The organism is Micromonospora jinlongensis, assembly GCF_013410645.1.
In the GTDB taxonomy this organism is placed as follows: Bacteria; Actinomycetota; Actinomycetes; order Mycobacteriales; family Micromonosporaceae; genus Micromonospora; species Micromonospora zamorensis.
Genome location: NZ_JACCHK010000001.1, coordinates 284,054 through 305,776, shown reverse-complemented (window position 1 = coordinate 305,776; position 21,723 = coordinate 284,054). Strand labels below are relative to the sequence as shown.

The window sequence follows — 21,723 nt, the reverse complement described above, 5'->3', positions numbered from 1 at the left end:
CGTTCCCGCTGCGCGGATCAAGATCTGCCGAATTCGTTCTGGATGATCTGGAGCAGTTCGTCGGCGGTCGCGTCGCCAATTTCGTCGCCGCCCGCCTCCGCCGGTTCCTCGGCGGTGGCCCAGCGGTGTGCGAGCGCCTGTAGGCGGGCCACCAGGGCCGGCCGGTCGGCGTCGTCGACCGGCGTGGCGGCGAGGGCCGCCTCAAGGTCGTCGAGCCGGCCCACCACCGTCGGCGCGGTCGGACGGTGCTCGCGCATCAGTTGCGTGTCCAGGTGCGCGGCGAGCACCGCCGGGGTCGGGTGGTCGAACACCAGGGTGGCCGGGAGGCTGAGCCCGGTGACCGTGGTGAGCCGGTTGCGCATCTCGACAGCGGTCAGGGAGTCGAAGCCGAGTTCGCGGAAGGCACGATTCGCCTCGAAGCCGCCGCCCGGGCCGAGGACCGCGGCCGTCTCGGTCCGGACCAGGTCGAGCAGGAGGTGCCCGCGTTCGGCCTCGGGCAGGTCGGTGAGCCCGTCGATCGGCCCGGCGGCCTGGACCTGCGCGACCGGTTCGGCGACCGCCGCGCGGACCTCCGGGACACCGTCGAGCAGCGGGCTGGGTCGGGCGGCGGTGAAGGCGGGGGCGAAGCGGGCCCAGTCCACGTCGGCGACCGCGACGGTGATGTCGCCGTGGTCGAGGCTGCGGGCGAAGGCGTCGACCGCTGCCGACGGCACCAGCGGGGTGAGCCCGTGGCGTCGCAGGTGCTCCTCGGTGCCGGTGTCGGCGACCATGCCGCCCTCGCCCCACGGCCCCCAGGCGATCGCGCTGCCGGCGAGGCCTCTCGCGCGGCGTCGTTCGGCGAACGCGTCGAGGAAGGCGTTACCGGCGGCGTAGGCGGCCTGTCCGCCGCTGCCCCAGACACCGGAGATGGAGGAGAAGCAGACGAACGCGTCCAGGTCACGGTCCCCGAGGAGGTCGTCCAGGTGCCGGGCGCCGCCGATCTTCGCGGCCACGATGCCGGCGAGCAGCTCCGGGGTGGTCTCGGCGAGCGGGGCCGAGTCGCCGATGCCGGCGGTGTGCACCACGGCGCGCAGCGGCAACGCGTCGGCGTCGGCCCGGCGGAGCAGTTCGGCGACGTCGTCGGGGTCGGTCAGGTCGCAGGCCACCACTGTGACCCGGGCGCCGAGCGCGGTCAGCGCCGCGGTCAGGTCGTCCGCGCCGGGGGCGTCGCCACCGCGTCGGCTGGCCAGGACCAGGTGACCGGCGCCGTCCTGGGCGAGCCGGCGGGCCACGTGCCCGGCGAGCGCGCCGGTGCCGCCGGTGATCAGGACGGTGTCGCGCGGTGTCCACGGGGTGGCTGTGGTGGTCGGCAGTGGTGCGCGGACCAGGCGGCGGACGAACGTGCCGGCGTCGCGCAGGGCCACCTGGTCTTCGCCGCCGTCGGCGAGCACCCGGCAGAGCGCGGGGCCGTCGATGCGTTCCGGCAGGTCGATCAGACCACCCCAGCGGGCGGTGTGTTCCAGGGCGGCGACCCGGCCGAGGCCCCAGACGGCGTTCTGCGCAGGGTTGGTGACCTCGGCGGTGGCGGAGACCGCACCCCGGGTGACGGCCCACAGCGGCGCGTCGAGGTGGGCGTCGCCGGCCGCCTGGATCAGGGCCAGGGTCGCGGCCAGCCCGTTGGGCACCCCGGGGTGGCCGGGCAGCTCCCGGTCGTCCAGGGCGAGCAGCGACAGGATGCCGGAGACCTCGTCGGCCGTGGCCAGTTCGGCGACGATCGCCGCGCGGTCGCGGCCGTCCAGCACCATCGGCCGGGTGCGGGCGCCGGCCTCGGTCAGGGCCTCGATGACGGTACGGGCGTACGCGTCGACCGGGCCGGGAAGAGCGACCAGCCAGGTCCCGGTCAGACGGGCGGTCCCGTGCATGGCGACCGGTTCCCACTGGGCCCGGTAGCGCCTGCGGTCGGCGGAGCTACGGGCCAGGCGGCCACGGTGCCAGTCGGCCAGGACCGGCAGCGCCGGCGCCACCTCGCCGACCCGGGCATCGCCGAGCATCGTGCCCAGCGTGTCCAGGTCGTTCTGCTCCACTGCGGACCAGAACGGGTCGTCCGACGGATCAGCGGCGGTGCCGCCGACCGGGGCCGGGGCGATCCAGAACCGGCGGCGCTGGAACGGGTAGGTGGGCAGCGGCACGGTCCCGGTGCCGGGCAGCGCGGTCGACCAGTCGATCGGCACGCCGCCGACGTGCAGGCCGGCCACCGCCTCGGCGACGGCGGTGGGTTCACTCCGATCGCCGCGCAGTGCGGCGACCAGAACGGCGTCCACCTGCTTCGCGGCGGGCAGGCAGTCCCGGGCCAGCGCGGTCAGCACCCCACCCGGGCCGACCTCGCAGTACGCGGTGACACCCCGGGCGTCCAGGGCGGTGACTCCGTCGGCGAAGCGCACCGCCTCGCGTACGTGCCGCACCCAGTAGTCGGCGTCCGGCTGGCCGATCGGCTCGCCGGTCAGGTCGGAGATCAGCGGGATGCTCGGCGGCGCGTACGTGAGCCCGGCCGCGATCCGCCCGAACTCGTCGAGCATCGGGTCCATCTGGGCGGAGTGGAACGCGTGGCTGACGGTGAGCCGCTTGGCCCGTCGCCCGTCGGCGCGCCAGCGCTCGGCGATCAGTTCGATGGTGTCCGCGTCGCCGGAGATGACCACCGAGTCGGGTCCGTTGACCGCGGCGATCGACACGTCGCCGGTGAGCAGCGGTCGGATCTCCGCCTCGGTGCCCTGCACGGCCAGCATCGCGCCGCCGGACGGGAGCGCCTGCATCAACCGGCCCCGCGCGGCGACCAGCTGCGCGGCGTCGGGCAGGGACAGCACGCCGGCGACGTGGGCGGCGGCGAGCTCACCGATGGAGTGGCCGAGCAGGTAGTCGGGGGTCACTCCGCGTGCTTCGAGGAGGCGGTACAGGGCCACTTCGAGGGCGAAGAGCGCCGGCTGGGTGAACTCGGTCCGGTCCAGCAGTGCCGCTTCGGGGGTGCCCGGGTCGGCGAACATGACGTCGAGCAGTGGGCGGTCGAGGTGCGGTTCGAACGCGGCCCGGATCTCGTCGAGCGCGGCGGTGAAGACCGGCTCGGTGGCGTGCAGGTCGCGGCCCACGCCCGCGCGCTGGCTGCCCTGGCCGGTGAAGAGGAAGGCGAGCTTGCCGGTGGCGGTCGCGGCGCCACCGATCACCGACGGGTCGGGTTCGCCGGTCGCGACGGCGTGCAGGCCGCCGCGCAGGGTGGCGGCGTCGGCGGCCAGGACGACCGCCCGATGGTCGAGGGCGGAGCGGGTGGTGGCCAGGGAACGGGCGAGGGTCACGCCGGCGCCGGCCTCGACGTGCCGGTCCACGCCGGCCGCGAGGAGCCGCTCCGCCTGCTCCCGCAGCGCCCGGTCCGACCGTCCGGACAGGACGTAGGGCAGGTGCTTCGGCGGTGTGTCCGCGTCTGGCGCGGTCACCGGCTGCACGGCGGGTTCCGGCTGTTCGAGGATGACGTGGGCGTTGGTGCCGCTCACCCCGAACGCCGAGACGGCGGCACGACGCGCCCGTCCGGTCTCCGGCCACGGCTGCGCCGAGGTCAGCAGCCGCACCGCGCCGGCCGACCAGTCCACGTGGGGGGTCGGCTCGTCCACGTGCAGGGTCCGCGGCGCGAGGCCGTACCGCATCGCCTGGATCATCTTGATGATCCCGCCGATGCCGGCGGCGGCCTGGGCGTGCCCGATGTTCGACTTGAGCGAGCCCAGCAGCAGCGGTTGGTCGGCCGCCCGACCCTGCCCGTACGTGGCCAGCAGCGCCTGCGCCTCGATCGGGTCGCCGAGCGTGGTGCCAGTGCCGTGCGCCTCGACCACGTCGACGTCCGCTGTGGACAGACCTGCGTCGGCCAGCGCCTCGGCGATCACCCGCTGCTGCGCGGGGCCGTTCGGGGCGGTCAGGCCGTTGGAGGCGCCGTCGGAGTTGACGGCGCTGCCGCGCAGCACGGCGAGTACGTGGTGCCCGTTGGCCAGGGCGTCCGACATCCGTTCCAGGACCACGAAGCCGGCGCCCTCGGCCCAGCCGGTGCCGTCGGCCCCGGCGGCGAACGCCTTGCAGCGGCCGTCCGGGGCGAGCCCGCCCTGCCGGCTGAACTCGACGAAGACCGCCGGGCTCGACATGACCGCGACCCCGCCGGCCAGGGCGAGCGTGCACTCCCCCTGCCGCAGCGCGCGGGCCGCCCAGTGCAGGGCGACCAGCGACGACGAGCACGCCGAGTCGATCGTGACGGCCGGTCCCTCGAAGCCGAAGGTGTAGGCGACGCGGCCGGACATCACGCTGGTGGCGTTGCCGGTGAGGCGGTAGCCCTCGACTCCGGGTGGTGGTGCCGCGCCCTCCCCGTACCCGAGGTGGGCGCCGCCGACGAAGACGCCGGTCCGGCGTCCGCGCTGAGCGCGCGGTGGCAGGCCGGCGTTCTCCAGTGCCTGCCAGGCGGTCTCCAGCAGGAGTCGCTGTTGCGGGTCCATGGCCAGGGCCTCGCGGCCGTTCACCCCGAACAGGTCGGCGTCGAAGTCGGCCGCGTCGTGCAGGAAGCCGCCGGAGCGGGTGTACGCGGTGCCCTGGTGGTCGGGGTCCGGGTGGTAGAGCGCGTCCAGGGCCCAGCCACGGTCGGCGGGGAAGCCGGAGACGACGTCGGCCTCGTCGGCGACCAGCCGCCACAGGTCGTCGGGCCCCTGCACCCCGCCGGGGAACCGGCAGGACATGCCGACCACGACGATCGGGTCGTCGTCAGGCGCCACGGCCGACGCCGGGACCGGTGCCGGTGCGGCGGCGGGCTGGTCGAGCAGCCGGTCGCGCAGGTAGCGGGCCACCGCGAGCGGGTTGGGGTGGTCGAAGACGAGGGTGGCGGGCGGCGCGAAGCCGACCTCGCGTCGCAGCCGGTCGCGCAGGTCCACGCCGGTGAGCGAGTCGACGCCCATCTCCCGGAACGCCTGCTCGGCGCCGACCGCGTCCGGCCCGTCGTGGCCGAGCACGGTGGCGGTGACACCCCGGACCACTGTGAGCAGGTGATGTTCCTGTTCGGCCGGTGCCAGCGCGGCCAGCGTCTCGGCCAGCGGCGTCGCGGTGTCCTCGACGGTCTGGGCGGTCAGCGCCCGCACCTGCGGCAGGTCGGCGATCAACGGCCGGGGCCGGGCGGCGCAGAAGGTGGGCGCGAAACGGGACCAGTCGACGTCGGCGACCGCCACGTAGGTCTCGTCACCGTCCAGGGCCTGCCGCAGCGCGGCGACAGCGGCTTCCGGGTCGAGCACCGGCAGGCCACGGCGGAACAGCAGCGTTTCGGTGCCGGCGTCGACCATGCCACCGTCGCCCCACGGCCCCCAGGCGATCGAGGTGGCGGTCAGACCGCGGGACCGCCGGTCGTCGGCGAGGGCGTCCAGGTAGGCGTTGGCGGCGGCGTACCCGCTCTGCTCGCCGCTGCCCCAGAGCGCGGCGATCGAGCTGAACAGCACGAACGCGTCGAGCGGGGTGTCGGCGAGCAGCCGGTCCAGGTTGGCGGCGCCGGCCACCTTGGCCGCCGCGACCGAGGCGAGCCCGGCTGGGTCGTCGTCGAGCACCCCGGCGAACCGTAGGGCGCCGGCGGTGTGGAAGACGGCGCTCAGGTCCCCGACGGTGGCGAGCAGGTCGGCGAGGGCGTCGGCGTCGGCCACGTCGCAGGCGGCGATGGTGACCCGGGCGCCGAGCGCGGTCAGTTCGGCGTGCAGCTGGTCGGCGCCCGGTGCGTCCGCGCCGGCCCGGCTGGTCAGCACCAGGTGCGGGGCGCCGGCGCCGGCGAGCCAGCGGGCGACGTGCGCGCCGAGCGCGCCGGTGCCGCCGGTGATCAGGGTGCTGCCGCGCGGCGACCAGGGCCGTGGCGTCGCGGGCGGGGCGGCCGGTACGACGCGGCGGACGTGCACGCCGGTGTCCCGGATCGCGACCTGGTCCTCGGTGCCGGTGCTGCGCACGACCGCCCAGAGCCGGGTGAGTGCCTCGGCGCCGGGGTTCTCGGGCAGGTCGGCGAGGCCGGCCCAGGTGTCGGGGAGTTCGAGGGCGGCGACCCGCCCGTATCCCCACACGGTGGCCTGGTGGGGGCTGATCCGGGGTTCGTCGCCGACCCGCACGGCGCCGCTGGTCACGGCCCAGAGCGGCGTGCCCGGCGGGAGGTCGCGGAGCAGCGCCGCCGTGCCGGTCAGACCTCGGGACAGGTGCGGGTGGTCCGGGTCGGGGCGCTCGTCCAGGGCGAGCAGGGACAGCACGCCGGCGACCTCGTCCGGGTCGATGGTGGGCAGGTCGCCGGCCGGCACCGCGACGACGTCGGGACCGCCCGCGACCAGGACGTTCGCGGTCACCGGCAGGTCGAGGCTGGGGACGACGACCAGCCAGCGACCCGGGCGGGCGGCGGTGGCCGTGATGTCGCGGACCGGCCAGTCGAGGCGGTAGCGCAGGCCGGGGTCGGTGTCGTGCCGACGCCAGGCGCGCAGCGCGGGCAGGACCTTGTCGAGGGGCCGGTCGGCGGCCACGCCGAGCAGGTCCGCCAAGTCTCCACTGTCGACGGCCTGCCAGAACGGGGTGTCGGGGGTGTCGCCGAGGCTGTCGTCCTCGAACCAGTAGCGCTGCCGCTGAAAGGCGTAGGTGGGCAGGTCGACGACGCGACCACCGGGCAGGCACGGCGTCCAGTCGACCGCGACGCCGCGCACGAAGAGGCGGGCGAGGGCCGCCTGGAGGGCGGCGGTCTGGTCGCGGTCGGCGCGTTGCACGGGTACGAACACGGCGTCGGTGACGCACTCCGCGCCCATCCCCGAGAGGACCCCGTCCGGGCCGATCTCCACGAACGTGCTGACACCCAGGTTCTCCAGGGTGGCAATGCCGTCGGCGAAACGGACCGCCTCCCGCACGTGCCGCACCCAGTACGCCGCGTCCTGCGCCTCCGCGACCTGACCGGTCACGTTCGACACCACCGGGATCCGCGGCGACGCGTAGATCAACGTCTCGGCGACCTGAGCGAACTCGGCCAGCATCGGCTCCATCAACACCGAGTGGAACGCGTGACTCACCCGCAACCGCTTCGACTTCTCGAAGTTCGCCGCCACCGCAGCGACCTCGTCGGCGGCACCGGACAGCACCACCGATCGCGAGCCGTTGATCGCGGCAACCGACACCCCGCCGGTCAGCAGCGGCAGCACCTCGGCCTCGGTAGCGCGAACCGCCACCATCACGCCACCGGACGGCAACGCCTGCATCAGCCGACCTCGGGCCGCGACCAGCTTCGCCGCGTCGGACAGCGACAGCACCCCGGCCACATGTGCGGCGGCGATCTCACCGATCGAATGGCCCACCAGATAGTCCGGCGTCACACCGAACGACTCGACCAGCCGGAACAGCGCCACCTCGACGGCGAACAACGCGGTCTGCGTGTAGAGCGTCTGGTCCAGGTCGTCGCCCTCGGCGATCACCTCGCGCAACGGACGGTCCAGGTGCAGGTCCAGCTCCGCGCAGGCCGCGTCGAACGCCTCCGCGAACACCGGGAACGACGACGCCAACCCCAGGCCCATGCCCGGCCGCTGCGACCCCTGACCGGAGAAGACGAAGGCCAGACCTCCCGCTCGTACGCCATCGGTGTGGATGCTCGTGTGGTCCCGGCCCGCCGCCAACTCGCGCAGCGCACCCACCGCGTCGCTCTCGCTGGTGAGCAGCACCGCGCGGTGCGCGAACGCGGTCCGGGCGGTGGCCAGGGTCCAGCCGGTGTCGCACAACGAGGGTGCGCCCGGCTCGGTCAGCCGGTCCGCGAGGCGGCCCGCCTGCGCGCGCAGCGCCTCGGCCGACTGCCCGCTGAGCACCAGCGGCACGACCCCGGACGGCTCGGCGGTCGGAGAGGCGTCGGGCGGCGCTGCGGCTGCGGCCGGCGCCTCCAGGATCACGTGGGCGTTCGTGCCGCTGATGCCGAACGACGACACGGCGGCCCGGCGCGGCAGCTCCGCCGGCCACGGTTGCGGCGCGTCGAGCAGTCGCAGCGGGCTGTCCGCCCAGTCGACGTGCGGGCTCGGGGTCCCGGCGTGCAGGGTGCGGGGCAGCACCTGGTGCCGCATGGCCTCGACCATCTTGATGATCCCGGCGACACCGGCCGCGGCCTGGGTGTGCCCCAGGTTCGACTTGACCGAGCCGAGCCACAACGGCCGCTGCGCCGGGCGGTCCGGGCCGTAGGTCGCCCCCAAGGCCTGCGCCTCGATCGGGTCGCCCAGCGGGGTGCCGGTGCCGTGCGCCTCCACCACGTCGATGTCGGCGGGCGCCAGGGCCGCGTCGGCGAGCGCGGCCCGGATCACCCGCTGCTGGGCGGGGCCGTTCGGGGCGGTGAGACCGTTCGACGCGCCGTCGGAGTTGACCGCGGTGCCACGGACCACGGCGAGAACCGGGTGGCCGTGCCGTTGCGCGTCGGAGAGACGTTCGACCAGCAGCATGCCGACACCCTCGGCGGAGCCGAAGCCGTCGGCGTCGGCGGAGAAGGGCTTGCAGCGGCCGTCCGGGGCGAGACCACGCTGGCGGCTGAACTCCACGAACATGTGCGGCGTGGACATGATGGCGACGCCACCGGCCAGTGCCAGGTCGCACTCGCCGGCCCGCAGGGCCCGCACGGCCAGGTGCAGCGCTACCAGCGACGACGAGCAGGCGGTGTCCACGGTGACGGCCGGTCCGTCGAGGCCGAAGGCGTACGCGATCCGGCCGGAGGCGACGCTCGCGGTGCTGCCGGTGAGCAGGTAGCCCTCCAGGTCGGCGGGCGCCTGCCGGACCCGGGACGCGTAGTCCTGGTAGGTGAGGCCGACGTAGACGCCGGCGTGCCGGCCACGCAGCGTCCCGGGGTCGATGCCGGCCCGTTCGAACGCCTCCCACGAGGTCTCCAGCAGGAGCCGCTGCTGCGGGTCCATCGCCAGGGCCTCCCGCGGCGAGATAGCGAACGGGGTCGGATCGAAGTCGGCGACGTCGTAGAGGAACCCGCCGTGCCGGGTGGTCGAGGTGCCCGGGTGGTCCGGGTCCGGGTGGTAGAGGTGGGCCAGATCCCACCCACGGTCCGCGGGGAAACCGCCGATCGCGTCACCGCCGTCGTCCAGCAGACGCCACAGGTCGGCGGGCGAGTTGATGTTCCCCGGGTAGCGGCACGCCATCGCCACGATCGCGATGGGCTCGTCGGGCCCTCGTACCGTGGCGGGGTCGTCGGTGGGCCGGGCTGGCAGCGTGCCGGTCAGCTCGTCGTGCAGGTGCGCCGCGAGCACGGCCGGGGTGGGGTGGTCGAAGACCAGGGTGGTCGACAGGCGCAGGCCCGTGACGGTACGCAGGCGGTTGCGCAGCTCGACACCGGCGAGCGAGTCGAAACCCAGCTCGCGGAACGGGCGGTTCGGGTCGACCGCGTCCGGGCCGGCGTGGCCGAGCACGAGCGCCGCCTGCTCGCGCACCAGGCCGATCAGGGCCCGCTCGCGGGCCGCCTCGGGCAGCGCGGCGAGCGCGGTGGCCAGGCTCTCGGCGGGACCGCCGGCGGCGAGGGGGCCGGACGCGGCGACCGCGCCGGCACCGATGGCGCGCTGCACCTCCGGCAGGTCCTCGATCAGCGGGCGGCGACGCCCGGCGGTGAGCGCGAGGGCGAGCCGGTCCCAGTCGAGGTCGGCGACGGTGAGGGTGGTGGCGTCGTCGTCCAGTGCCTGTTGCAGGGCGGCGAGCGCGATCTGCGGGTCCATCGGGGTGATGCCGTGGCGCTGCATCAGGTCGCCGACCGCGGCGTCGGCGGCCATGCCACCGCCGGCCCACGGGCCCCAGGCGATCGAGGTGGCGGCCAGGCCGTCGGCGCGGCGCTGCTCCGCCAAGGCGTCGAGGTACGCGTTGCCCGGCGCGTAGTTGCCCTGCCCCGGGATGCCGATGCTCGCCGCGATCGACGAGAACAGGACGAACGCGCTGAGGTCCCGATCCCGGGTGAGCTCGTCGAGGTGACGGGCGGCGGCGACCTTCGCGGCCAGCACCCGGTCGACCTGGTCGGTGGTGAGGGTGTCGACGGTGCCGTCGTCGAGCAGCCCGGCGGCGTGTACGACAGCGCGCACCGGATGCGCGGCGAGCACTGCCGCGAGGGCGTCGCGGTCGCCGGCGTCGCAGGCCACCACCGAGGCGGTGGCGCCGAGTTCGGCCAGTTCGGAGACCAGGTCGGCGGCGCCGGGCGCGTCCGGACCGCGCCGGCTGAGCAGGATCAGGTGCGGCGCGCCGCGTTCGGCGAGCCAGCGGGCGACAGTGGCGCCGAGGGCACCCGTACCGCCGGTGATGAGCACCGGCCCGTCCGGGCGCAGGCCGCCGGCAACCCGGGCCGGGCGGGGGGCGTGGCCGAGCCGGCGCAGGTAGCGACCGTCGACCCGGATGGCCACCTGGTCCTCGTCGTCCTCCCCGGTGACCGCGGCGAGCAATCGCTCGGCGGCCCGCTCGTCGACATCGGTGGGCAGGTCGACCAGGCCGCCCCAGCGGTCGGCGTGTTCCAGGGCGACGATCCGGCCGAGACCCCAGATCAGGGCCTGCTCGGGGTCGTCGACCCGGTCCGCGGGCCCGGTGTCGACCCCACCTCGGGTGACCAGCCAGAGCGGGGCGTCGGCGCCGGCGTCACCGAGCGCCTGGGTGAGGGTCAGGGTGCGGCGCAGGCCCTCACCGAGGGGTCCTTCCGCGAAGGCGAGCAGGGAGAGGACACCGTCGGCACGCACCGCGAGCCGCTCGGCGAGGGTGGCCCGGTCGGCGTCGGCCGCCACGACGACCACGTCGAGGGTGAGCCCGGCCTCGCCGAGGGCGTGCAGGACGGCCGTGGTGGTGGGGTCGTACCCGGCGACGGCGACGATCCAGTGCCCGTCGGCGGCCACCGGGGAGTCCGGCTGTGGCTTCCACTCGACGACGTAGCGCCAACCGGCGGCACCTGCGCGGATTCGCTGCTCACGCCGCCAGGCGGCCAGCACCGGCACGATCTCGTCCAGGGTGCCCGGCGCCAGGGCCAGGTCGGCGGCGAGCGCGGCGGCGTCCCCGCGCTCCACGGTGGCCCAGAAGGGGTCGTTGGCCGGGTCGTCGGCGCTGCCCGGCACGGCCGGGTGATGCCAGAAGTGCTCCCGCTCGAAGGAGTAGGTGGGCAGGGCCACCAGCGAGCCGTCCGGGGTCAGGTCCGTCCAGTCGACAGCGAGCCCCCGCGCGTACGCCTCGGCCAGCGCGACCCGGAAGCGGGCCGGACCGCCGTCGTGGCGTCGCAACGTCCGCAGCGCGGCGGCGTCCACTCCGGCCTGCTCGGCCGAGTCCTGCACGGCGGCGACGAGCACCGGGTGCGGGCTGGCCTCGACGAAGGCCCGGTACCCGTCGGACAGCAGCACGTCGACCGTCTCGGCGAAGCGGACCGGCCGGCGCAGGTTGGTGTACCAGTAGTCGGCGTCCAGCTCGGTGGTGTCCAGCCGGGAGCCGTACACGGTGGAGTAGAACGGGATGTCGGCGGTGCGGGGCTCGACACCGCCCAGGGAGTGCAGCAGCTCGTCGCGGATCGCCTCGACGTGCGCAGAGTGCGAGGCGTAGTCGACCTTGATGCGCTTCGCCTCGATGCCGGCGGCGGCCAGCGCCGGTTCGAGGTCGTCCAGGTCGGCGGGCTCCCCGGCGACCACCACGACGGTCGGTCCGTTGACGGCGGCCATGCTGATCCGGCCACCCCAGCGGGCCAGGATCGGCTCCACTGTGGCGGCGGACGCCTGCACCGCGACCATTCCGCCCCGCCCGGCCAGCGCGACGATGGCCTGGCTGCGGCGGGCCGCGATCCGGGCCGCGTCGTCCAGGGTGAGGGCTCCGGCGATGTGCGCGGCGGCGACCTCGCCCTGGCTGTGCCCGATCACCGCGGCCGGTTGGACGCCCGCGGCCTGCCAGAGGCGGGCCAGGGAGACCATCACCGCCCACAGCGCGGGCTGGACCACGTCGACCCGGTCCAGCGACGGCGCGTCGTCGCCGCCGCGCAGCGCGGCGAACAGATCCCAACCGGTGTACGGGCGCAGTGCCTCCCCGCAGGCCGTCAGGTGGCCACGGAACACCGGCTCGGCGTCGGCCAGGTCGACCGCCATGCCCAGCCACTGGGAGCCCTGTCCCGGAAAGACGAACGCGATCCGGCCCGGCTCGGCCGGGTGTGCGGTGACGACGTTCCCCGCCGACCGGTCGTCGGCCAGGGCGGCCAGACCGTCGCGCAGGTCGTCCGGGCCCTCGGCGAGGACGACCGCGCGGTGCGCGAACCGGGTCCGGGTGACGTTCAGGGTGTACGCGACGTCGGCGAGCGGGGTGTCGCCCTCCCCGATCCGGTCGCGCAGCCGGGCGGCCTGGCGTCGCAGGGCCTGCGGGGTACGCGCGGACATCAGCACCGGCACGGTCCGTCGCACGTCGGGGCGGGCCGGGGCGTCAGCTTCGGGTGCCTCTTCGAGCACCAGGGTGGCAACCGGTGCCTCTTCGAGCACCAGGTGGGCGTTCGTGCCGCTGATGCCGAAGGAGGAGACGCCGGCCCGGCGGGGGTGCTCGGAGCGCCGCCAGTCGCGGGGCTCGGTGAGCAGTTGGACGGTGCCGGCGGACCAGTCGACGTGCGGTGACGGCTCGTCGGCGTGCAGGGTGCGGGGCAGCACCTCGGCCCGCAGCGCGAGGATCATCTTGATCACGCCCCCGACACCGGCGGCGGCCTGGGTGTGGCCGATGTTCGACTTGAGCGAGCCCAACCACAGTGGAACGTCCCCGTGCCGGTCGGCGCCGTAGGTCGCGATCAGCGCCTGCGCCTCGATCGGGTCACCGAGGGTGGTGCCGGTGCCGTGCGCCTCGACCACGTCGACGTCGGCGGCGGTGAGACCGGCGTCGGCGAGGGCGGCCCGGATGACGCGCTGCTGGGCGGGGCCGCTCGGGGCGGAGAGGCCGTTGGAGGCGCCGTCCTGGTTGATCGCGCTGCCCCGGATCACGGCGAGGATCTGGTGGCCGTTCGCCTGCGCGTCGCTGAGCCGTTCCAGGACCAGCACCCCGACGCCCTCGCCCCAGCCGGTGCCGTCGGCACCCGCGCCGAAGGCCTTGCACCGGCCGTCGCCGGCAAGACCCCGCTGGCGGCTGAACTCGACGAACATGCCGGGGCCCGCCATCACCGTGGCGCCGCCGGCCAGGGCCAGTTCGCACTCACCCCGGCGCAGCGACTGGGCGGCCAGGTGCAGGGCGACCAGCGACGACGAGCAGGCGGTGTCGACGGTCAGCGCCGGGCCTTCGAGGCCGAGCACGTACGAGATGCGGCCGGAGGCGACGCTCATCGTGCTGCCGGTCAGCACGTAGCCGTCGAGGCCGTCGGCGGGTTCGGCGAGGCGTGCCCCGTACTCGTGGGAGGTGGCGCCCACGAACACGCCGGTGCGGCTGCCGCGCAGCGCGCCCGGCACGATGCCGGCCCGTTCCACCGCCTCCCAGGAGGCCTGCAACAGCAGTCGCTGCTGCGGGTCCATGGCCAGCGCCTCGCGGGGCGAGATGCCGAAGAAGCCCGGGTCGAACTCGGCGGCGTCGTGCAGGAATCCGCCGGATCGGGTGTAGCTGGTGCCCGGGTGCCCGGGGTTCGGGTGGTAGAGAGCCGTCAGGTCCCAGCCCCGGTCGGTGGGGAAGCCGGTGATCGCGTCACCGCCGCCGGACACCAGGTGCCACAGCTCGTCCGGCTCGGTGATGCCACCGGGGTAACGGCAGGCCATGGCGACGACCGCGATCGGCTCGTCGGCGCCGGACCGCCCCGGCTGCCCGGGCTGCTCGGCGACCGAGGGCCGGGGACCGTCCGAGGCGGTGTGCAGCCACCGGGCGAGCGTCACCGGGTCGGGGCTGTCGTAGAGCAACGTGGCCGGCAACGCCAGGTCGAGGGCGGCGCCGAGCCGGTCGCGCAGTTCGACGGCGGTCAGCGAGTCGAACCCGAGCTGCTTGAAGGAGTGGGTGGGGTCGAGGGTGAAGGGATCCGGGTGGCCGAGGACGGCGGCGGCGTGCGTCCGTACCAGATCGAGGAGCTCGTCCTCGGAGCGCGCGGCGCTGGGAGCGGCCGGTGCCACGGCGGCGTCCGAGGACAGCCAGTAGGACTCCCGCTGGAAGGCGTACGTGGGCAGCGGGACGCGGATCCCGCCGGTCAGCGACGGCGTCCAGTCGACGGGGACGCCGCGGCCGTGCAGCTGGGCCAGGGCGGCGACGAAGGTCTCCGCCTGCGGGCGGTCCGGGCGCTGGGCCGGGACGAACGCACCGGCCGGGACGCAGTGGGCGCCCATCGCGCTGAGCACACCGTCCGGGCCGATCTCGACGAACGTGGTGACGCCTTCGCCTTCCAGGGTCGCGAGACCGTCGGCGAACCGGACCGCCTCCCGGACGTGCCGCACCCAGTAGGCCGCGTCCTGCATCTCGGCGATCCGCCCCGTCACGTTGGAGACGATCGGGATGCTCGGCACCGCGTACGTCAGCGTGTCGGCGACCGCGCCGAAGGCGACGAGCATCGGTTCCATCAGCGCCGAGTGGAAGGCGTGGCTGACCCGCAGCTGCCGCGTCTTCTCGAACCTGGCCGCGACCGCCGCGACCGGGTCGGCGGCGCCGGACAGCACCACGGACCGGGGACCGTTGACGGCCGCGATGTCCACGCCGTCGGTGAGGTACGGCGTCACGTCGGCCTCGGACGCCTGCACCGCGACCATGACGCCACCGGCCGGCAGCTCCTGCATCAGCCGGCCGCGGGCGGTGACCAGCCTCGCCGCGTCGGGCAGGGACAGCACCCCGGCGACATGTGCGGCGGCGATCTCACCGATCGAGTGTCCGACCAGGTAGTCCGGGGTGACCCCGAACGACTCGACGAGACGGAACAGCGCCACCTCGAAGGCGAACAGGGCGGCCTGGGTGTAGACGGTCCGGTCCAGCTCCGTCCCCTCCGCGATGACCTCGCGCAGCGGGCGGTCCAGGTGCACGTCGAGCGCGGCGCAGGTGTCGTCGAGGGCCTCCGCGAACACCGGGTAGGTGTCCGCGAGGTCGAGGCCCATCCCGGCCCGCTGGGATCCCTGACCGGCGAACAGGAACGCCACCGGGCCGTCGCCGACCCGCTGCACCGGCGACTCACCGTCGGCCAGTGCGGTCAGACGCTCCTTCAGGGTGGCCAGGTCCGCGCCGACCACGGCCGCCCGGTGGTCGAAGCCGCTCCGGTGCCGGGCCAGGGAGTACGCCACGTCCACCGGCCGCGCGTCCTGCGTGAGCGTGTCACGCAACTGACCGGCCTGCGCCCGAACGGCGGCCGGGGTACGCCCGGACAGCAGCCACGCCACGGGTTCAGTGGCATCGGTCTCGTTGGTCGCTGGTGGTCGGGCCGGCGCTGACGACAGCACGACGTGACAGTTCGTGCCGCCCATGCCGAACGAACTCACCCCGGCGACCAGGGGCCGGTCCGTCTCCGGCCACGCCCCGTGGGTCGTACGCACCCGCAGCCGCAGCTCGTCGAACGGGATATGCGGGTTCGGCGTGGCGAAGTTCAGGCTCGGTGGCAGCTCCCGGTGATGCAGCGCCAGGACGGTCTTGAGCAGCCCGACCACACCCGCCGCACCCTCCAGGTGCCCGACGTTCGTCTTCGCCGACCCGACCAGCAAAGGATGCCGCCGGCCGGACGCCACCCCGAGGACCGCACCGAGCGCGTCGGCCTCCACCGGGTCACCGACCCGGGTGCCGGTGCCGTGCAGCTCCACGTACTGGACCGCGGACGGGTCCACCCCGGCCTGCCGGTACGCCTCGCGCAGCACGTCGGTCTGGCCGTCGCTGGTGGGCGTGGTGAGGCTGTCGCCGCCACCGTCGTTGTTGACCGCGCTGCCGCGGACCACGCCGTAGATCTGGTCGCCGTCGGTGAGCGCGTCGGTGAGCAGCTTGAGGGTGAGCACCACACCGCCCTCGCCGCGGACGTAACCGTTGGCCCGGGCGTCGAAGGTGTAGCAGCGCCCGTCGGGCGACAGACCACCGAACGCGGCGGCGGTGAGGGTGCTCTCCGGGACCAGGTTGAGGCTGACGCCGCCGGCCAGGGCTACCTTGCAGCGCCCGTCACGCAGGCTCTCCGCGGCCAGGTGGACGGCGACCAGCGAGGAGGCCTGGGCCGCGTCCACGGTGAGGCTGGGACCGCGCAGCCCGAGCACGTAGGACAGTCGGTTGGCGATGATGCCCCGGTTGGTGCCGGTCAGGGTCCACGGGGTGATGCCGTCGGTGCCCAGGCCGCGCAGCAGGGTGGCGTAGTCGTCCCCGATCGCGCCGACGAAGACACCGGCCCGCGTGCCGGCGAGGGCGTCCGGGACGATGTCCGCGTCCTCCAGGGCCTCCCAGCCGAGCTCCAGCATGAGGCGCTGCTGGGGGTCCATGGTGGCCGCCTCGCGCGGGGCGATACCGAAGAAGCCCGGGTCGAAGCCGTCGACGCGGTCCAGGAAGCCGCCGCGCGGGCGATCCGCGGCGCTCCCCCAGCGGTGCGTCGGTGCTTCGGTGACCGCGTCGCGGCCGTCCGCCAGCAGGCGCCAGAACGCGGCCGGATCGTCCGCGCCGGGCAGTCGGCACGCGATACCCACAATGGCGACGCCGTCACATTCCGCATTTCCATCGGTGAATGCTGATTCGCTCTTCATGACGATCCGCGGCCCCCACTCGTCCACACGACCCGATGGCGCGTTCGGTTCGGACGGTAATGAGCGTCGGAGGAGGCCGGACACCCCTAAGCGATCGAGCGCACCCCGGGGGAAGGCCATTCGGACGGGACCCCTACTCCCCTGGATCGACCCCCGATCCGGATCGCGGCGCATTTCCTGACGGCACGTTCTTCCTATGGTGGAGACAATGTCCATGCGGAAATGAGTGGTGACGATGACCAGTGCGACGCAACATCCCGCCCCGGCCGGATCGGGCACCGGGGAGCCGGCTCCGCTGCCCCGACAGCGCGGCAAGTGTCCGTTCTCCCCACCCGACGAACTCCTCCAGCGCGCCGAGGAGCACCCGGTCAGTCCGCTGATCATGGCCGACGGTTCGGTCGGCTGGCTGGTCACCCGGGCCGAGGACGTCCGCGCGGTGCTCGCCGACAACCGGTTCAGCGCGGACATCCTCAAGGCGTCCAACCCGATCCAGGTGATACCGGAGGAGGCCAAGCAGCTCCCACCGGACCCGGCGTTCTTCATCCACGTCGACCCGCCGCACCACACCCGCTACCGCAAGATGCTGATGGGCCAGTTCACCATGCGCCGGGTCCGCGCCCTGGAGCCGCGGATCGCGGAGATCGTGACCGACCGTCTCGACGCGATCGAGGCCGCCGGCGCGCCCGCCGACCTGGTCCGGGACTTCGCCCTGCCTGTGCCCTCGCTGGTCATCTGCGAGCTGCTCGGCGTCCCCTACGCCGAACGCGAGCAGTTCCAGACGTTGACCGCGGCGATGCTGCGCACCGACGCCACCCCGATGGAGATCGGGATGTCCGCCTGGAACCTGCGCCAGTACCTGGCCGCCCTGGTCGCCACCAAACACGACGAGCCGGACGGCGCCCTGATCTCCGGCCTGATCCACGACTCGGACGACGAGCCGCTCACCGACGAGGAACTGACCAGCATCGCCATGCTGCTGCTCGTCGGCGGCCACGAGACCACCGCCAACCAGCTCAGCCTCGGCGTGTTCGCGCTGCTCAGCAACCCCGAGCAGCTGGCCGTCCTGCGTGCCGACCTGGACCGGATCCCGGACGCCGTCGAGGAGCTGCTCCGCTACCTGCCGACCTTCCAGTTCGGCGTGACCCGCCTCGCCACCGAGGACGTGCCGGTGGGCGGGCAGCTCATCCGCGCCGGCGAGAGCGTCAGCCTCTCGCTGTCCGCCGCCAACCGGGACCCGTCCCGCTATGCCGATCCCGGCGTCCTCGACGTGACCCGGACCGGCAACCAGCACCTCGCCTTCGGTCACGGCGTGCACCTCTGCATCGGCCAGCAACTCGCCCGCGCGGAACTCAGGATCGCCCTGCGGGCCCTGTTCACCCGCTTCCCCGGCCTGCGCCTGCACGGGGCGATCGAGGACGTTCCGTTGCGCTCCGAGTCGCTGATCTACGGCGTACGCGAGCTGCCCATCACCTGGTGACGCTCCAGGCGTACGAAAGGGCTCGGCCACCGCGGTGGCCGAGCCCTTTTCCGTCCGGTCAGTGGTTCAGCTCGTCCACCTTCTCGGGTTGGCGGGTCACCACCGGCGCGTGGCCGGCCCGGTCCACTGTGGCCCGGCGGCTCTCCGCACGGGCCACCCGCAGCTGGTGGAAGCCGACGGCGATGAGACCCAGGCCGAGCACGACCATGACGCCGACGACCGGCCAGTGCAGCGCCTCGGGCACGAGGCGGGCCACGAACCAGGAGTCGCGGTCGGGGTCGTTGTATTTCAGGAAGGCCGGAACGACGCCCTGGGCGACCAGCGGGACCCAGCAGACGGTGAAGCACGCGTAGATGACGGCGCGGCGGGCCGGCGACGCCTTGTCGATGCCGAGGCGGCTCTCCCCGAGATCCACCCCGCCGAGGGAGGCGGTGATCTGATCCCAGTCGACGTCGCCACTGAGGTTGCTCTTGCGGGAGGTGGAGGCCCGCATGGTGGCGAGCAGGTCGGGGCCTGTCGCTTCCAGGTGCTTGGCGGCCAGGTCGCCGAGCAGCCAGGCCAGCAGGATGCCGGTGACCAGGCCGACGCCGGCGCCCGCCCACTCCGGGCCGTAGCGGACGGTGAGGTAGGCGGGCGCCGCGGTGGCGGCGACCAGCACCAGCATGAGCAGCACCTGGGTGAAGTCGGTGCCGTTCTCCAGGAGGTTGCCGCTGCGCTTGTGCGGGTCGGTCATCGGCACCGGGCGCAGCACCGAGATCAGCACGATGATGCCGGCGCCGCCGCCGATCAGGGCCGGCACCAGGGCGGCCAGCCACGGCCAGGCCCACGTCTGCCCACTGAGCAGGGTCGGCACGACGCTGAGGACCACGACCGCCGGGGCGGTCAGCAGCAGCCAGGCGAGCTGACGACCGCGGACGTCCTTGCGGGCGGCCCCGGGAGTGAGCACCGTCTGCCAGATCACCGTGCCGTCCTCGCCGTACAGGTTGGCGGAGATGGCCGCGGCCCAGATGCCGAACGCGACACCGATGAACGGCACGAAGATCGGCAGGTCGACCAGGAGCGGCAGCAGGCAGAACGCCAACGCGTAGACCAGGGAGAAGACCAGGTAGTGGAAGCGCATCAGATCCCGGGACGCGGTGCGCAGCTCACGACCGACGACGGCCCGCACGCCGCCACCGCGGATCTGCCGCGCGGCGGTGCGGCCCCGGGCCGGGCGGCCGCTGGCGCCCCGGTGGCTGAGCCGGCGGACCAGCAGCGCGGACCAACCGAGCATGGCCAGCACGCTGAGTACGGCGAGACCAGCCGGCGCGGCGAGGGCGAGCAGCCAGTCACCCCGGCCGGCGGCCTCTACCGCGACGATGCCCCAGCCGGACGGCAGGCGGCGCACCCAGTCCGCCAGGTTCTCCGGGAAGCCGGCGGTGAGGGCGTACTGGATGGTGGGTTTGAGCACCCACCCGGTGTGCGTGAGCGCCAGGATGCCGCCGCTGATCACGGCGGCCAGGACCGCACCGATCTTGGCGCGCATCAGCGTACTGAGCGCGGCGGTGACGAACCGGGAGGCGAGCACCACGAACAGCAGCTGGAGGAAGACCACCGGCACCGCGATCAGGGCGGCGGCACCGCCGACCGGGAGGGCGACGACGATCAGCGCGGTGAAGGCCACCAGGCTGACCACCGGTGCGACGCCGACGAACGCGACGGCGAGCAGACCGGTGGCGAGCCGGCGCGGCGGGATCGGCAGCAGGGCCAGGTGCTCCGGGCGCAGCGTCTCGTCGCCGCCACCGAACAGCACCGGGCCGAACAGCCAGCCGATCATCCAGATGGCGAACGCCGCGCCGACCAGGTCCAGTGGCAGGCCGTCGACCGGCCAGTCGTGCAGGGCCAGCCAGATCGTGCCGCCGGCGAGGACCAGGCCCAGCACGCCGCCACCGATCATGTCGGCGGCGCGCTGCCCGGTCATCGAGTGCCGCAGGACGGCCAGCTTCATCCGGATCAGGATGCCAACCATGACAGCTCCCCCGCGCTCACCGGCTGGCCGCCGACCAGGTCGACGAACCGGTTCTCCAGGGAGCTGCCGCCGCGGACCTCGTCGAGCGGGCCGGAGGCGACCACCCGGCCGCCGGTGACGACCGCGACGTGGTCGCAGAGCTGCTCGACGACCGCCATGACGTGACTGGAGAAGACCACCGAGCCGCCGGCGGCGACGAAGCGCTGGAGGATCACCTTGATCGTCGCCGCCGAGACGGGGTCGACGGCCTCCAGGGGCTCGTCGAGCACCAGCAGCTTCGGTGCGTGCAGCAGGGCCGTGGCCAGCCCGATCTTCTTGCGCATGCCGGTCGAGTATTCGAGGACCAGGGTGCTGTCGGCCCGGTCGAGTTCGAGGACCTCCAGCAGCTCCTGGCTGCGCTTGGCGACCGCCTCGGGCTCCATGCCCCGCAGCAGACCCAGGTAGCTGAGCACCTCCCGGCCGGTGAGCCGCTCGGGCATGCCCAGGCCGTCGGGCAGGACGCCGATCAGTTCCTTGGCTCGGACCGGGTCGGCCCAGACGTCGACGCCGAAGATCTCGGCGCGACCGCTGTCGGGGCGCAGCAGCCCGACGGCCATGGACAGCGATGTGGTCTTGCCGGCCCCGTTGGGGCCGACCAGCCCGAAGAACGAGCCGCCCGGAACCTCCAGATCGACGTTGTCGACGGCACGCTTGTCACCGAATGCCTTGGACAGCCCGATGAGCCGCAGAGCCGGCGTGGGTGTCGGGGTTGTCACTGGTACCTCCGGAAGTCTCGGACTGGTCGGACCGGCGTTGCCGTCAGCCTGACGTCAGGCGGTCCACAATGGTCTCCATTATGTCCGTCTGGTGGTTGTTCAGGTAGAAGTGACCACCCCTATAAACTTTCATGGCGTAGGGGCCGGTGGTGTGCGTCCGCCAGGAGTCGGCCTCGTCCACGGTGACCTTCGGGTCCGAATCGCCGGTCATCACCGTGATCGGACAGGACAGCGGCGGGCCGGGTCGGTACACATAGGTTTCCGCGGCCTTGTAGTCGTTGCGGATCGCGCCGATGATCATGCGGATCAGCTCGTCGTCGTCGAGCAGTTTGCCCTCGGTGCCGTTGAGCCGGCGCATCTCCGCGATCAGGCCGTTGTCACCCAGCTGGTGGATGTGCTCGTCGCGGTGCCGCGAGGGCGCGCGCCGCCCGGAGGCGAACAGGTGCTTCAGGACGATGCCGTCCTCCTCGAGGAGCCGGGCCACCTCGAAGGCGACCGAGGCGCCCATGCTGTGGCCGAACAGGGCGATCGGGCGGTCGGCGAGCGTGGCGACCTGCTCGGCGACCCTGGCGGCCAGGCCGTGGACGGTGTCGATGCAGGGCTCGGCGCGACGGTCCTGCCGGCCGGGGTACTGCACCGCGAACACCTCGACGCCGGTCAGGGCGCGCGAGACCGGGTGATAGTAACTGGCCGAGCCGCCGGCGTGCGGTAGGCAGACCAGACGCACCGGCGCGTCCGGTGCCGGGTGGAACCGGCGCAGCCACAGGCTGGTGTCGACAGTGCTGGTCGTCGTGATGGTCATGTCGGGTCTCCGTTCACGAAAGT

5 protein-coding genes are annotated in these 21,723 nt (G+C 73.9%); 1 reads left to right on the top strand and 4 read right to left on the bottom strand.

Going from position 1 to position 21,723, the window contains the following annotated elements:
• Positions 1–17 precede the first annotated feature (17 nt).
• On the bottom strand, positions 18–16,658 hold the full coding sequence (locus HNR22_RS01000; protein WP_246380572.1) for a type I polyketide synthase: 16,641 nt from the start codon (positions 16,656–16,658) through the stop codon (positions 18–20).
• 235 nt (positions 16,659–16,893) lie between these two features.
• Between HNR22_RS01000 and HNR22_RS00995 the strand changes: the two genes are divergently transcribed.
• Positions 16,894–18,135 (top strand): cytochrome P450, encoded by a 1,242-nt coding sequence (locus tag HNR22_RS00995; protein WP_179778574.1) that lies wholly within the window; start codon positions 16,894–16,896, stop codon positions 18,133–18,135.
• Between the two features lie 58 nt (positions 18,136–18,193).
• On the opposite strand, the gene HNR22_RS00990 is transcribed toward HNR22_RS00995, so the two are convergent.
• From HNR22_RS00990 to HNR22_RS00980, 3 genes are read right to left on the bottom strand one after another with little or no spacing between them, the layout of a single operon-like run.
• On the bottom strand, positions 18,194–20,143 hold the full coding sequence (locus tag HNR22_RS00990; RefSeq protein WP_179778573.1) for a hypothetical protein: 1,950 nt from the start codon (positions 20,141–20,143) through the stop codon (positions 18,194–18,196).
• Complete coding sequence (locus tag HNR22_RS00985) at positions 20,128–20,898, bottom strand: ATP-binding cassette domain-containing protein (RefSeq protein ID WP_179778572.1); 771 nt, start codon at positions 20,896–20,898, stop codon at positions 20,128–20,130. The genes HNR22_RS00990 and HNR22_RS00985 overlap by 16 nt, the downstream gene beginning before the upstream one ends.
• Positions 20,899–20,941: 43 nt before the next feature.
• Positions 20,942–21,700, bottom strand: a complete 759-nt coding sequence (locus HNR22_RS00980; protein ID WP_281374099.1) for a thioesterase II family protein — start codon at positions 21,698–21,700, stop codon at positions 20,942–20,944.
• Positions 21,701–21,723 lie beyond the last annotated feature (23 nt).